Raw genomic sequence first — 13788 nt, 5'->3', positions numbered from 1 at the left:
CGGACCCGGTCACACACGGACGCGCGTTGTGCACCTGCAGGGTGGTGCACAACGCGCGTCCGGTGGGTCGTGCTCGTTCAGAGTCAGTCGTCGAAAGGCCAGCCCTGGGGGCGCCACAGGGTCAGTGCGGTGCCGGCAGAGGTGCCCCTCGGGCGGGTGCCGGCGCGCAGCGCCACCACCTCGCCGGTGCGACCGGCAGCGAAGACCCGCTGGGAGCGGCCCACGGCCTCGCGCAGCGCGTGGTTCTCGGCGGTGAGCTCGGCTAGCCGGGTGCGCATCGCCTCGACCTGGGTCTCCAGGTCGAGGATGCGCTGGATGCCGGTCAGGCTCACACCCTCGCTGGACAGGCGCTGCACCTCGCGAAGGCGGTCGACGTCGCGGGCGGAGTAGCGCCGGCCGCCGCCCCGCGTGCGCGAGGGGGTGACCAGGCCGAGCCGGTCATACTGGCGCAGCGTCTGCGCGTGCATCCCGGCCAGCTCCGCCGCCACCGAAATCACGTAGACGGGGGTGTCGCGGTCGATCATCGCCCTCACGTCCCCGCCCGCCGCAGCAGCTCGGCCCGGGGGTCCGCGCCGCCGTCCTCGGCCTGGAGTGCCTCCACGGCTTCCCGTGCCTTGTCGGACAACCGCTGCGGGACCACGACCTGCACCTTGGCGAGCAGGTCGCCGGTGGTGCTCTTGGCGGCGATGCCGCGGCCCTTGACCCGCAGCACGCGCCCAGAGGGGGTGCCCGGCGCGACTCTGACCTTGACGGGCGGGCCGTCGAGCGTGGGCACCTGGACGGTCGCGCCCAGGGCGGCCTCGGCGAAGGTGACCGGCACGTCGACGGTGAGGTTGAGCCCGTCCCGCCCGAAGACCGGGTGGGGAGCCACCGTGACATGCAGGTACATGTCGCCCGGCTCGCCGCCCTGCACGGGCGAGGGCAGGCCCTTGCCGCGCAACCGGATCTTCTGGCCGTCCTTGACGCCGGCGGGGATCCGCGTGCTGACCGTGCCGCCGTCGGGCTTGCTCAGCGTGACGGTGTCGCCGTTGACGGCAGCCTTGAAGTCGATGGTCGTGCGGGCCTCGACGTCCTGGCCCCGCGGCGTACCGCGTCTCCCGTAGCCGCCCTGGCTCCCGCCGGGAAAGCCCCCGGGGAAGCCCTGCTGACCGCCGAACCCGCCGCCGCCGAAGGCGCCGAGCAGGTCCTCGAGGTCTATGCCGCCGCCGCCGGTCTCGAAGCGGACGTTCTGGGCACCGCCACCGCCGCCGAACATTTGGGCGAAGACGTCCTCGAAACCCCCGGCACCGCCGGCGCTGCCGGCGCCGGCGGTGAAGCGGGCACCGCCGCCCATGGCGCGGACGGCGTCGTACTGCTTGCGCTTCTCGGGGTCGGAGAGGACCGCATAGGCCTCACCGATGTCCTTGAAACGTTGCTCCGCCGCCTTGTCACCCGGACGGGAGTCCGGGTGCCACTCCCGCGCAAGCTTGCGGTAGGTCTTCTTCAACGTCTTGTCGTCGACATCCTTCTCGACGCCGAGGATGGCGTAGAAGTCCTTGTCCATCCAGTCCTGGCTCACCATGCGGTCCTCACCTCCCTGTCATCCTCTCCCACTTCGTCAGCGGGTATGTCGTGCCTGCCCCGCATCGGGGTCAGCTGGGGTCGGCGACCGCCACCCGGGCGGCCCGCACGACCTGGTCGCCGATCTTGAAACCGGGCTGCATGACCTGGACGACCGTCATCTCCGTCGCACCCTCGGGGAGCTCGACGCCGGGGCCGTCGGCCGGCAGGTGCATGAGGGCCTCGTGCACCGTCGGGTCGAAGGGCTCACCGACGAATCCGGTGCGCTCGACGCCGAAGCGGCCAAGCGTCGCCTCCAGCTTGTCGGCTATGGCTGCGAACGGCGTGCCCTCCTCCAGGTCGCCGTGCTCCCGGGCGGAGTGGATGTCGTCCAGCAGGGGCAACATCGCCTCCACCACGGCGCCGGTGGCGCGAGTCCGGTCCGTCTCCCGCTCCCGCTGGGTGCGGTTGCGGAAGTTGACGAACTCGGCCTGCATCCGCCGCATCTCCTCCAGCCGCTCAGCGGCCAGTTGGGCGTCGGGGTGCGGGTCGTCCTGGCCGCCGGCCTCACCGGCGTCGCCGGGGCCGGACTGCTCGCCAGGGACCGCGCCGGCGTCCTCCGGCACGGTCGGCTGCGGGTCCGCAGCCTGCCGGGGCTGACCGGTCTCAGGGTCGATGCGGCGCTTGTCGCGGATCACCGGACCCTTCCCGGCAGTCTCCTCCTCGGAGGGACCGCCGGTCGGGGTCCTGTCCGTGTCGCTCACTTGGTGTCCTCGTCGTCGACGACCTCAGCGTCGACCACGTCACCGTCGTCGCCGGAGCCGCCGGCAGCGTTGGGGTCGACGTCGGCCGCGCCGGTCGCGTCCTGGAATCCGGCGCCACCGCCGGCCGCACCGTCCTGCTGCTGCGCGGCGTACATGGCCGAACCCATCTTCTGGGACTCGGTGGACAAGGTCTCCATCTTGGTCTTGATGTCGTCCAGGGAGGCGCCGCTGTCGGCCTTCAGGGCGTCCTTGAGGTCGGTCAGCGCAGTGTCGACCGGACCCCGGGTGTCGGCGGGGACCTGGTCGCCGGAGTCGGCCAGGAACTTCTCGGTCGAGTAGACCAACTGCTCGGCGGTGTTGCGCAGCTCGGTCTCCTCCTTGCGCGCCTTGTCCTCCTCGGCGTGCGCCTCGGCGTCCTTGATCATCCGCTCGATCTCGTCCTTGGGCAGGGCCGAGCCGCCGGAGATGGTCATCGACTGCTCCTTGCCCGTGCCGCGGTCCTTGGCGGAGACGTGCACGATGCCGTTGGCGTCGATGTCAAAGGTGACCTCGATCTGCGGCACGCCACGAGGGGCCGGGGCGATGCCGGTGAGCTCGAAGTTGCCGAGCAGCTTGTTGTGCGCGGCGATCTGGCGCTCACCCTGGTAGACCTGGATGCCCACCGACGGCTGGTTGTCGCTGGCGGTGGTGAACACTTCCGAGCGCTTGGTCGGGATGGCTGTGTTGCGCTCAATGAGCGTGGTCATGATGCCGCCCTGGGTCTCGATGCCCAGGCTCAGCGGGGTCACGTCGATGAGCAGCACGTCCTTGCGGTCGCCCTTGAGGACGCCGGCCTGCAGGGCGGCGCCCACGGCGACGACCTCGTCCGGGTTGACCCCCTTGTTGGGCTCCTTCCCGCCGGTCAGCTTCTTGATCAGCTCGACGACGGCCGGCATCCGGGTGGAGCCACCGACCAGGACGACGTGGTCGATCTCGTTGACCGAGATGCCGGCGTCCTTGATGACCTGCTCGAACGGAGCCTTGGTGCGCTCCAGCAGGTCGGAGGTCATCTGCTCGAACTGGGCGCGGGACAGCGTCTCGTCCAGGTGGATGGGGCCGTTCTCGCCCATCGACAGGTACTGCAGGTTGAGGTTGCTGCTGGTCGAGGAGGACAGCTCCTTCTTGGCCTGCTCAGCAGCGTCCTTGAGGCGCTGAAGGGCGATCTTGTCCTTGGACAGGTCGACGCCGGACTGGTTCTTCACCGTGGTGACCAGGTGGTCGATCACGCGCTGGTCCCAGTCGTCACCGCCGAGCTTGTTGTCACCGTGGGTGGCGCGGACCTGGATGGTCGCGAAGCCGTCCTCGGCGTCCTTGCCCACCTCAAGCAGGGACACGTCGAAGGTGCCACCACCGAGGTCGAAGACGAGGATCAGCTCGTCTTCCTTGCCCTTGTCCAGGCCGTACGCCAGGGCCGCGGCGGTGGGCTCGTTGACAATGCGCAACACGTTGAGCCCGGCGATCTCACCGGCGTCCTTGGTGGCCTGGCGCTCGGCGTCGTCGAAGTAGGCGGGGACGGTGACGACCGCGTCGGTCACCGGCTCACCCAGGTAGGCCTCGGCGTCGCGCTTGAGCTTCATCAGGATGCGGGCGCTGATCTCCTGGGCCGTGTACTTCTTCCCGTCGATGTCCTGGCCCCAGTCGGTGCCCATGTGGCGCTTGACCGACCGGATAGTGCGGTCGACGTTGGTGACGGCCTGCCGCTTGGCGACCTCGCCAACGAGGACCTCGCCGTTCTTGGCGAAGCTGACGACGGACGGGGTGGTGCGGCCGCCCTCTGCGTTCGCGATAATCTCCGGCTCACCGCCGGTGAGCACGGCGACGGCCGAGTTGGTGGTGCCCAGGTCGATGCCGACTGCACGTCCCATGTGATGTTCTCCTTGGTCTGCGGGGCGCCGCACCCGGGCGGGCGCAACGCGGGGTTGACACGTCTGCACTCAACCTACGAGGTGGTGCCCCTGGGTTGTCAAACCCAGGCTCATCGAAGTTGAGTTCACTAGGCTCAACTCTTCGGTTGACTGGATCATTCCCGCAGCGCGCCACGTCACCTGGCCCCGGACAGCGGGCAGAGAGTCCCAATGAGCGTGTGTCCGATCGACCGCGGTTCACGCGTCACCAGGGCTGAACCGACCACCCACCCCAGACCGGCGAGCAGGCTGACGAGCCAGGCTTTCGGAGCCCCCATGGCACCACGGGGCGAACCAGTCGCAGTGCTGCGCGGTCAGACGCACGGATCTGCCGCGGGTCGTTCTGCGTCCGCGGCAGATCGGACAGTCGGTCGGCTTCGGGCTCATCGGTTAGCAGCAGTAGCCGGGCAGCCATTGAACGTCGCCACTGACGGCGAAGGCACCAGGTAGCCGACTGAGAAAGGTCGGATTCTGGCCGCGCAGTGCCGATCCGACACGGTCGGTCCGCCAATCAGTCATATCCCGCACCCTTGCATACCCACAAGACCGTTAACGCGCGCGGCTGACCGCGTCGACGTGGAACGGCATTCCCACAGGCCTTGGACTGTCTCCCCGGGTTTCAGTTGTCTCGCCGCATCCGCCGGCAGCCCCCCGTCACTCGTCCCTTTTCTTCGTCATCTGGGAGTGGACGCGGGCCTTAACCGGCTCGGGCAGCAAGTTGCTGGCCAAGGCCTGGAGCCGGTTCTTGAACGAGCCGCCGACGACCGAGTCCTCGCCCTTGAGCATGGCCTCGACACCGTCTCTGGCCACCTGTGCCGGGTCGTCCTTCTTCGCTTCGTAGACCTCAGTGTCCTGCATGCCGCCCCGGTCGAAGAACTCAGTCTCGGTGGGTCCGGGCAGGAGCGAGGTCACGGTGACGCCCGTCTCCCGCAGTTCAAAGCGCAGCCCCTCTGCGAAGGAATGCAGGAACGCCTTAGACGCAGCGTAGGTGGCATACCACGGCCCCGGCATGGTGCCCGCGATCGAGGAAGTGATCAGCACGCGGCCGCTGCCGCGCTGCACCATGTCGGGCAGCAGGTCCTTGGCGACGGCCAGGACGTGGTTGATATTGAGCGCTACCAGCCGGGCGTCGTCGCGCCACGGCACCTCCAGGAAAGGTCCACCCGTGGCCACGCCGGCGTTGAGGGCGAGCACGTCGACCGGCCGACCGAGGCCGCGCACCCGGTCGATGAGCTGCTGGACGCCCTCCTCGGTCGCCAGGTCGGCCTGGACCGCCATGGTGGTGGTCCCGTCGGCGACCTCGGCGGCTGCATAGTCGATCTGCGGCTCATCGGCACAGATGACGAGGTCGTAGCCGCGTGAGGCGAGCTCGCGCGCCAACTCCAGACCGATGCCCGTCGAGGCGCCGGTGATCACGGCGAGTGGGGTGGTGCTCATGTTGTTCCTCCTTGGGGTGCGGGCTGTATCTCTTCCATCCTCACCTAGGCACCCTGGCACGACGGTTGCCTGTGCGGCGCCTCCAGCTGTCTGGCAGCCGTGGCCAGCGGCCGGTCAGTCGCCGCAGCCGCGCGCGGGCTAGGTCGGCTCAGCACGATCACCATCTCCCGGCGAACGTCGCTGGCAGTTATCGCCCCACGAGGAGCCGCGGAGGCCGGTGATGCCCAGCATCGTGCTGGTCCTGCTGTTCAGGCTGGACCATCGCGCCGAAACGATCGCATATCCACCGGTGCCGCGACTGGTGATAACCATCGCGCTGCGGTCGTCGGAAACCCAGGTACTCGAGCGTGCGGTCCCAGTACTTACCCATGGTCGAACCTACCGTTGGCCAAGTCGACCAACGTCCGTCTCTACCGCGTAGATACCCTTTCGCGTGCACCACGGACCTGACAGCCCGTCCGCGCCGGAGAGGACAGGTGCCAGGATGGGTTAGTGATCCTTGCGAAGGTGCGAGACCCCCGTCTGATCACGGTCAGACGCGGTGGGCTCCTGACCGAGGAGGATCACGCGCTCCTGGCCCTATGGGCCGCTGACTGTGCCAGCCATGTGCTGCACCTCTTCGAGCAGGAGGTCCCTGGCGATACCCGCCCTCGCGACGCGATCCTTGCCGCGCGTTCGTGGGCGACAGGAGACATAGGCACGATGCAGGCCAGGGCGGCCGGGGGGCATGCCATGGGTGCCGCCCGGACGTTGCAGGGAGCATCCCGGTTCGCCGCCTACGCCGCTGGACAGGCAGCCTGCGTGGGACACGTCCCCGAGCACGACCTCGGCGCCGCCGCCTACGCGATCAAAGCCGTCCAGGCTGCAGAGCCCAACGACCCCCATGCTCGCCGCGCCGAACGCGACTGGCAACGCGCGCAGGTCCCTGAGCACCTTTCCGCCCTGATGGTCGAGGATCAAGCCCGGCGAAACGACATCTGCTGGTCAGTGTTCGGCGACTGAGCCAGACGCACGCTTCCTGCCGCGTGTTCGGTGGGCAATCACGAGTGGCCGACGGGATCAGGCTCGCTTGGTGGGTTGGGTATCAGACTGTGCCCATGAGCGACGGCGATTGGGGATCTCTGAATGCGGTTTCCCGCCGCGGCCCCCCGGCAGAATTTGGCTCTTGCGGCCTCCGCCTGGGTTCGCGTCCTTGGCCCGGCCTTGCAGCATCTCGCGCAGTCGGCTGAGAAGGACGGACTTTTCATCGGCTTGCTTGCGGGTAGCGCAGCAGCAAGCGCGATTGGGCTCGTCTGCCGTGGACGGCTAATCGCATGTCTGCTTCACGACGACGTCAGTAGGTGCCAAGGCGACGCGCACGCGCATGCCGCGGGCCATTCGGTCGCCTGCGGAACCGCGCCCATGTGCGGTTATCGACTGTCGACCAGTGGGAGGCCCTGACGCTCGACGTCGGCCATCCATCGCCGAGTCTGTTCAGGTGATGACAGGCGGATCACCCTGGGACCGTCAGGATCGGCATACATCTCCGCTATTCGCCTCCTCTTGCGTTCGAAGCTGCGGAAATGCCAAAGGAGGATGGAGTCCCGGGACAGCGCTTGGCGGAACGATTCGACGTTGCCGTTACAGACAGCCTCACGAGTCAGGATCCGTGACACGGTCCGCTGGAGGAGCCGCCGCAACGACACACGTCGCGGATAGTCGAGAGCCACGACAAGCTGCGCACGCGGAACCACGACGTCCTTCCACTTCCCGTAGGCCGTGTCCAGGATCCACGCGGGCTGGTCCGAGATCGCCTTGGCCAGGGCTCGCTGTTCATCGGTGGGCCGCTCGCACCAAGAGGGCAACCACCCGATCTCGTCGTCCGCCGAGTACCACGGCAACCCCGTCGCCACCCCCAGCGTCCGGGCTAGCGTGGTCTTGCCGGACCCCGTTACCCCGTAAAGCAGCACGCGCTGCGCCCTGAACATCCAGCAAGGATATCTTAACGGGAGGTGAAGTGCTCCGGGTCTAAGAACTGCAAATTGGTCGCTAATCACCGGTACGTCTGCGACTGCTCCCCCAACTTCCGAGTCCTACGAGAGACAGAATCGAGAACGCGACCAGGGCTTGGATCGTTGGCCAATCGGTCTGGTTAGCGCTAGGAACATAATCAGAGTAGGCAGCTGGCCAGTCAGGAAGGATCGTCCCAACGCAGGCCGTCGCGGTGCCAGCCAAGATGATCCACAGGTCCCTACGCATAAGACCGACCAGGAGAACACCGCATCCGAGCGCTGCCCACAGTCCCATAAGCTGCGTGATCGGTAAGAGCACCAAGACAGCGACAAGTGCTGCAGCACCGAACCAGTGCAGCCAAGCCCCCACCAAGACCCGGCTGACTGCTGCGCACCCCAAACAAGCGATGACCACGCCCCACGGGATCGCGAAGTAAGTGAGCGCATTGGCCCCGGTGAATAGCGAGGGAAGCAGCGGCAAAAAGGCGCCCAGGCCTGCCGCAACCAGCGTCAACATCCGTTCCCGCTCAGCCGTCTTCCGACTGCCTGACGCGACCCGCGCGCGGTGTGTGCTAGTGACCATAGCCATGCTGTGACCATAGCGCTCAACCTAACGACGCAGCATGGCCCCCATCTACCACTACTGCCACCTAGTGTCAGGCGGGCTCAGACACCTCTCGCAGCGACCGAACGAGATAGTTCACCTGGACAATGCTCTCCGGTAGATCCTCCAGCTTGGCCAAGATTTCTGCGGTGGGGTACAGGAGCTCGACGACCAAACGCACATCAGACCGATCCTCATTCAAACCCATTCCCAAAGAGGCCTTCTGGTGGTCGGGCAGGTCGACAAGTGCTGCTTGGGCGTCCTCCAGCTCCTGCCAGGTATGACGGCTCTCGTGCACCGTGACCGGAACGCCGAGACGCTCTTGGGCGTAGACCTGAACGAGTTCGTCGACACGCTCCCGGTCGCTGCCGCGCTGCCTGATCACCGCACCGCCATCCTGGGGGCCGGCGCCGAGAAAGCGCCAGAGAACATCACCAGAGTGGAACAGCGGATCCTCGGCAGCGGCCATGCGCTCGCTGCGCTTCCGGGCATGCCGGGTCCCAATCCCTGCTCGGGGAGCGACAGGGCCGCTAGGGCGCGAACCTCGAACGGGTGCCACCCGGTCCACATGGATCCGCCCCTCCGCCCCCCACCGGCCCCGCACCTCGACGTTACTGCCTCGAAGTGGGCTGAGATTCAGCGCAGGGCTGGCCACGACAAGCTGCACCGCCGGGTACTCACGTGGGGCCACGACTCCATCGGGCCACGGCTCACTCCCGCCACCCCAGAACCCCAGAGAAGCACCGTAATCCTCCCGCTCCACCAGGCGCCCACAGGCCACCACGTTCTCGCCGATGGTGATCATCGCTCAGCCTCCACATCGCCCGGGGGCCGCAGTTCACCCCCCGGAGTAAGCACAAGGGTGGCCCGGCGCCGCCCTTCACCCCCGTCCAGATCGTGGAACCAGACGAGGACCTGACACGAGCGCGCATGCTGTTGCTGCCTGCCATCCTATGGTCGAGATGCGAGGGCAACACGAGTTCTTGAAACCCAGGACCGGGTTCTGACCACGCGCGCGCTCGTGCCGCATTCCCGACGGTGGGGACACCGTGCCAGGCTGTCGTGATGGGAGCCGAACCAGATGTCACTGCACCCTGGTCGCGCCTGTCCCCGGCAGAGGTCAAGGTCGTGCTGGGAGGCGCGGATCGCCCATGGCTCGTGGCAGGCGGTTGGGCCATCGACCTGTTCGTGGGTCGACAGACCCGCACACACGCCGACATCGACGTTCTCGTCCTGCGTGCAGACCAGCACATGATCCAGGAACGCCTGCACGACTGGGAGATTTACGCAGCCCACCCACCTGGAGCGTTGCGCCGCTGGCTGCCCGGCCAAACTCTGCCGACCAGCGTGCACGACATCTGGTGCCGCAAAGACGCCGACGGCCCGTGGCAGGTCCAGTTCATGATCGACGAGTCCGACGGCAGCCACTGGGTGTCTCGGCGAGACCCGCGGATTCGCATGAGCCTTGCGGACACGCGTCGGGTGTCGTCCTCGGGCATCCCCTACCTGGCGCCCGAGGTGCAACTCTTCCACAAGTCCCGATCACCTCACCCCAAGGACGAGCACGACCTCCACGCCACCATCCCGCACCTCGCTCCCGCCCAGCGCACGTGGCTCCACGACGCCATCGCACGAACCTCTCCGACCCACCCCTGGCTGGAACGGTTGACGTCCGGATCTGCCCGTGCCGCAAAGGCTTGAGCTCCCACCGCCTGATAGATGATCCGTTGTCATGAGAACGATCGACGACGACCTGCGCTGCGTACTCGAACTTGAACGCGAGCTCCAATCCCCGTCAACACGTGGCGACGCGGACCGACTCCGAAAACTGCTGTCACCAACCTTCATCGAGATCGGCGCCTCGGGCCGGCGTTGGGACCGGCGGTCCATCCTCGACCTCCTGGTCCAGGAGACCGCTGACCCCAGCACGGCAGGCATACGCATTGACAACTTGACGGGCCGCCAGCTCACCGAGGACATGATTCAAGTGTTCTGGGACTCGACTCGCAAGGATCGTCGCGCTCGTCGAACCTCACTGTGGCAGCGACGTGACGGCCGCTGGCAGCTCATCTACCACCAGGCGACCGTTCTTCCCTGACATGCACCGGAGGGTGCTCACTTCTGCCGCTGTCGGTACGCCTATCACGCCCCTCCTCTTGAGCTCCTGGCGCCAGCGCCAGGCTGAAGTGCGCCTCGGCCCGGCGTTCAACGAATCCCCAGTGACCATCCCTGAGTTCGAGCACGTCATGGTAGGTGCCCGCCGACTGAAGCCAGTCCCCGGAGGTCAGTTGAGTCAGGGTGTCCGTATCGACTAGCGCGTGGGCTCGCGTGCTCCCAAGTGCAAGGTCGACCGAGATGTTCGCCGCCCAATGCGTCATCACAGGTTGCGCGGCCCACTGCCGCTGGATCGCCATCGCGATCTCCTCTATCCCCGTGAATCTGGCCACGCCAACGTCCCAGACGGCGTCCTCATGCCAGACGGCGAGAAACCGCTGCAGCTCTCGCTTGTCAGCGCCGTGGCTGTACTCGGCGATGAGCCGGTGTACCTCTTGCAGGCCCTCGAGCCTGAGCAGCCGGTCCTCGAGCATCTGTGCGTCGTCCATCGACACATCGTGTAGGAGGGCGCCGACACAGCCGCGCGCGACGTCCCGATCTGCCGCTGGTCGCGCCTTGCCGCTACGCCCGCGGTCCTACTTCATGGCCGAGGAGGCGCCTACACAGCTGGCCTCGATCCTCACCGGTGTCCTCTCGACCTGGCTGGCAGGGGTGCCGTAGCGCACGGCTGAGCGGGTCGCGATGGTGCAGTAAGGTCGCCACATGCGAGGGGATGACGCATCAGGGGCCACCGCACAGAGCTGGTTTGTCAGGGCCGACCGTCGCTCGGTCAGTGGGGGGTTCGACGACCGGGAGACCGCCGGCTCGCGGCGCCTCACGGGCGCGCTGGGCCTGGCGCTCCGGCCGTCTCCGGCGGCGGTGCTGGACCTCGGCTGCGGTGGGGGCGAGCTGATCAGCGACCTACGGGCGCTGGACCGCGACGCGGTCCTGGTCGGCCTCGACCCGGCCCCGGAGGCGGTGTCGGCCGCCAGCACCCGGCACGCGGCCGACCCCGCGGTCCATATCCTGGCGGGCACGGCCGAGGAGCTCCCGGAGGCGCTAGCCGCGCCCGGATATGACGGGCCGCGACGCTTCGACCTCGTGCTGTGCCACCTCAACCTTGGGCTGTGGAGCGACCCTCAGGAGGGGTTGCGCCAGGCCGTTGCTCACCTCGGCGAGGGCGGGACGCTCTACCTGGTGGACGTGGCTGCCCCGGAGGACGCCGCCGAGCGAGACCGTTTCCTGGCCCTGGCGCGCACCCCGCAGGAGCGTGCCTACCTCAGTGACCAGCTCGCGGCGTCCTACGACGTGACAGCTCTCGACCGGCTGCTGCGACGGGCCGCGGCCGAAGCGGGGGCGCCGACCACGGTGCACGTCGCCCGGGGCGGACTGGCCGGTCATCCCTACGACTCCGCGGCGGCGGCCGAGCTGTGGTCGGCGCCAGGGGTGGCCCAGGCCGTGGCCGCCTTCGACCACGACGAGGCGGCGGCCGCCAAGGCCGACACCGTTCTCTACGCCCAGCTGCGCCGGCCATGACGGTGGACGACCCGGACTGGGAGGGGACGGGACCCGGCTGGCATGCCTACTTCGGGCTGACGCTCGGCGTAGCCGTCCTGCTCGCGGTCGCCGCGGCGGGATGGCCGGGCGCGGTCCTCGTGGTCCTCGGCACCGTGGTGATCGTCGTGGGCCATTTCACGAACGCCCGGGGGAAGGGGCGCTCCGCACACCACGACCTGCTGCTCATCGGCTCCTCCCTGCTGGGGTCCACCGTCGTCGCCGCGGCGACCCCGGCCGCGGCATTGTTCCTGCCGGCGCTTGTCCCGCAGCTGTTCTGGTTCCTGCCGCTGCCCCGGGCCCTTCCGAGCGTGGCGGCGCTGTTCGCGCTGTGCGCCGGGGCGCTGCTTGCCCACCAGGAAGGTTCGGGCCAGCCTGCCCTGGTGGCCCTCGGGATCGGCTTCGTCTTCAGCGTGGTCGCCGGCACCTGGATCTCCCAGATCGTCGCCCTCAGCGAGTCGCGCGCGCGGGCGCTGCGCCACCTCGCCGCGACGCAGGCCGACCTGGCGGAGGCCAGCCGGCAGCAGGGCGCGGCCGCTGAGCGGGCCCGGATGGCTCAGGACGTCCACGACGGCGTGATGCAGCGACTCACGGTGACCCGAATGCTGCTGGAGGCAGCCCGCCAGCGACAGATCGACACCGGCGCGGTTGCCGTGGCCGACGACAGCCACACCACGATGGCGTACGAGCAGGTGGTCAGCGCGCTGGGCGACCTGCGAGACCTCCTGGCGCGCACGGCCGAGGACAACCTGGAGGAGGCCGACTTCGAGCGCTCGGTCAGGACCGCCGTGCAGGCGGTGACGACGGCCACCGGTCTGCGCTCCCAGGTCGCGGTCGAGCTCGACGGCTTCTGCCCGTCACCGGTGGCGCGCGGCGTCATCCTGCGGGTGCTGCGGGAGGCGCTCTCCAACACCGCTGCCCACGCCCGGGCCGGCCGCGTCGAGGTGGGTGTGCGTGCCGATGGCGAGATGCTCCTGCTGGAGGTGACCGACGACGGCGCGGGGTTCGACCCCGACGCCGTCGCTCCCAGCCGCGGCGCCGGCCATGGTTTCGGCCTCGGTGGCATGCGCGCCCGGGTCCGGGGGGCCGGCGGGGTGCTGCTTCTAGACACCGAGCCGGGGCGAGGCACCACCGTGTCGGCCATGGTGCCGCTCGAGGCGATCGGCCCGGCGGCACCGGCGGAGGCGGGCCGATGACCGCGCTGCGGGTGCTCGTCGTCGACGACCACGAGATCGTCACCACCGGCCTGTCGCTGCTGTTGGGTCAGACCGGTGAGATCGAGGTGGTCGCCACCATCACCGACCCCCGGGCGACCCTCGACGCCGTCGCCCGCACCAGCCCGGACGTGGTGCTCACCGACCTGTCCATGCCGGGGGTGTCCGGCACGGACCTCATCGCCGAGCTCCGGAGCGCCCACCCGGACCTGCCGGTCCTCATCCTGTCTGCCACGTCCAACCCGGTCGAGATCGCCAACGGGATCCGGGCCGGTGCCGTCGGCTTCGTGCCCAAGCACGCCGCGCTAGCCGACATCAGGGGCGCCCTGGCCCAAGCCGCCCGCGGCGAGATGGTCGTCTCCCCCGAGGTCGGCGCCGCGCTGGCCCGGCACCTGCGGGAGCCGCAGGAGAAGGCGCCCTTGAGCGAGCGGGAGCGCGAGATCCTCACGCTGGTGTCGCTGGGCATGACCAACGGGCAGATCTGTCGGCGGCTCTACCTCTCCGAGGCCACCGTGAAGACTTACCTGGCCAGGTGCTACACCAAGCTGGGGGTCAACGACCGGGCGGCTGCGGTGCGTGCCGCGATCGCCCAGGGCCTCATCGACCCGGCGGGCTAACGCGCAGCGGGGTCGGGACTCAGGGGACCGC

Annotated in this window: 15 protein-coding genes; 7 read left to right on the top strand and 8 right to left on the bottom strand. The window is 68.5% G+C overall.

The features are described 5' to 3' along the window. Nucleotides 1–83: 83 nt before the first annotated feature. The 5 genes from FY030_RS01200 to FY030_RS01175 all read right to left on the bottom strand — a co-directional run bounded on the left by FY030_RS01200 (nt 84) and on the right by FY030_RS01175 (nt 5683). A complete protein-coding gene (locus tag FY030_RS01200) occupies nt 84–524 on the bottom strand; it encodes a heat shock protein transcriptional repressor HspR (protein ID WP_158059921.1) in 441 nt (146 codons plus the stop codon). Between the two features lie 5 nt (nt 525–529). Then, nucleotides 530–1561, bottom strand: coding sequence for a DnaJ C-terminal domain-containing protein (locus FY030_RS01195; protein WP_158059920.1), 1032 nt, complete (start codon nt 1559–1561; stop codon nt 530–532). Between the two features lie 70 nt (nt 1562–1631). Beyond that, nucleotides 1632–2303 carry a nucleotide exchange factor GrpE gene (locus FY030_RS16680; protein ID WP_158059919.1) on the bottom strand — a complete coding sequence of 224 codons (672 nt, stop codon included), beginning with the start codon at nt 2301–2303 and terminating at the stop codon, nt 1632–1634. Next, the gene (gene dnaK, locus FY030_RS01185) at nt 2300–4207 is read right to left on the bottom strand and encodes a molecular chaperone DnaK (RefSeq protein WP_158059918.1); all 1908 of its coding nucleotides are present in this window, start codon (nt 4205–4207) and stop codon (nt 2300–2302) included. Before dnaK ends, FY030_RS16680 begins: the two co-directional genes overlap by 4 nt. A 693-nt stretch (nt 4208–4900) precedes the next feature. Continuing rightward, nucleotides 4901–5683, bottom strand: coding sequence for an SDR family NAD(P)-dependent oxidoreductase (locus tag FY030_RS01175; protein WP_158059917.1), 783 nt, complete (start codon nt 5681–5683; stop codon nt 4901–4903). A 492-nt stretch (nt 5684–6175) separates the two neighbouring features. Between FY030_RS01175 and FY030_RS01170 the strand changes: the two genes are divergently transcribed. Both FY030_RS01170 and FY030_RS17390 read left to right on the top strand, forming a co-directional pair. Beyond that, nucleotides 6176–6685: a putative immunity protein gene (locus tag FY030_RS01170; RefSeq protein WP_158059916.1), complete on the top strand. Its 510-nt coding sequence runs from the start codon at nt 6176–6178 to the stop codon at nt 6683–6685. A 70-nt stretch (nt 6686–6755) separates the two neighbouring features. Further along, complete coding sequence (locus tag FY030_RS17390) at nt 6756–6992, top strand: DUF5956 family protein (protein WP_475475134.1); 237 nt, start codon at nt 6756–6758, stop codon at nt 6990–6992. 100 nt (nt 6993–7092) lie between these two features. Here the strand turns inward: FY030_RS17390 and FY030_RS01165 are convergent, their stop codons facing one another. Both FY030_RS01165 and FY030_RS01160 read right to left on the bottom strand, forming a co-directional pair. Beyond that, nucleotides 7093–7650, bottom strand: coding sequence for a P-loop NTPase family protein (locus tag FY030_RS01165; RefSeq protein ID WP_158059915.1), 558 nt, complete (start codon nt 7648–7650; stop codon nt 7093–7095). Nucleotides 7651–8330: 680 nt separating this feature from the next. Continuing rightward, a complete protein-coding gene (locus FY030_RS01160; RefSeq protein WP_158059914.1) occupies nt 8331–8747 on the bottom strand; it encodes a hypothetical protein in 417 nt (138 codons plus the stop codon). A 596-nt stretch (nt 8748–9343) separates the two neighbouring features. Between FY030_RS01160 and FY030_RS01155 the strand changes: the two genes are divergently transcribed. Both FY030_RS01155 and FY030_RS01150 read left to right on the top strand, forming a co-directional pair. After that, nucleotides 9344–9979, top strand: a complete 636-nt coding sequence (locus FY030_RS01155; RefSeq protein WP_202879738.1) for a nucleotidyltransferase domain-containing protein — start codon at nt 9344–9346, stop codon at nt 9977–9979. 31 nt (nt 9980–10010) lie between these two features. Next, nucleotides 10011–10376 (top strand): nuclear transport factor 2 family protein, encoded by a 366-nt coding sequence (locus tag FY030_RS01150; RefSeq protein WP_158059913.1) that lies wholly within the window; start codon nt 10011–10013, stop codon nt 10374–10376. Here the strand turns inward: FY030_RS01150 and FY030_RS01145 are convergent. Beyond that, nucleotides 10345–10881 carry a nuclear transport factor 2 family protein gene (locus FY030_RS01145; RefSeq protein ID WP_158059912.1) on the bottom strand — a complete coding sequence of 179 codons (537 nt, stop codon included), beginning with the start codon at nt 10879–10881 and terminating at the stop codon, nt 10345–10347. The genes FY030_RS01150 and FY030_RS01145 overlap by 32 nt on opposite strands. A 214-nt stretch (nt 10882–11095) precedes the next feature. On the opposite strand from FY030_RS01145, the gene FY030_RS01140 reads away from it, so the two are divergent. From FY030_RS01140 to FY030_RS01130, 3 genes are read left to right on the top strand one after another with little or no spacing between them, the layout of a single operon-like run. Continuing rightward, nucleotides 11096–11908 carry a class I SAM-dependent methyltransferase gene (locus tag FY030_RS01140; RefSeq protein ID WP_158059911.1) on the top strand — a complete coding sequence of 271 codons (813 nt, stop codon included), beginning with the start codon at nt 11096–11098 and terminating at the stop codon, nt 11906–11908. Further along, nucleotides 11905–13122 (top strand): sensor histidine kinase, encoded by a 1218-nt coding sequence (locus FY030_RS01135; protein ID WP_158059910.1) that lies wholly within the window; start codon nt 11905–11907, stop codon nt 13120–13122. The genes FY030_RS01140 and FY030_RS01135 overlap by 4 nt, the downstream gene beginning before the upstream one ends. Next, nucleotides 13119–13757, top strand: a complete 639-nt coding sequence (locus tag FY030_RS01130; protein WP_158059909.1) for a response regulator — start codon at nt 13119–13121, stop codon at nt 13755–13757. The genes FY030_RS01135 and FY030_RS01130 overlap by 4 nt, the downstream gene beginning before the upstream one ends. The last annotated feature ends 31 nt before the right edge of the window (nt 13758–13788 follow it).

It is taken from the genome of Ornithinimicrobium pratense, from assembly GCF_008843165.1.
Taxonomy (GTDB): domain Bacteria; phylum Actinomycetota; class Actinomycetes; order Actinomycetales; family Dermatophilaceae; genus Ornithinicoccus; species Ornithinicoccus pratensis.
Note: the sequence above shows the minus strand (reverse complement) of the source record. Positions and strands in the feature narration are given on the sequence as shown.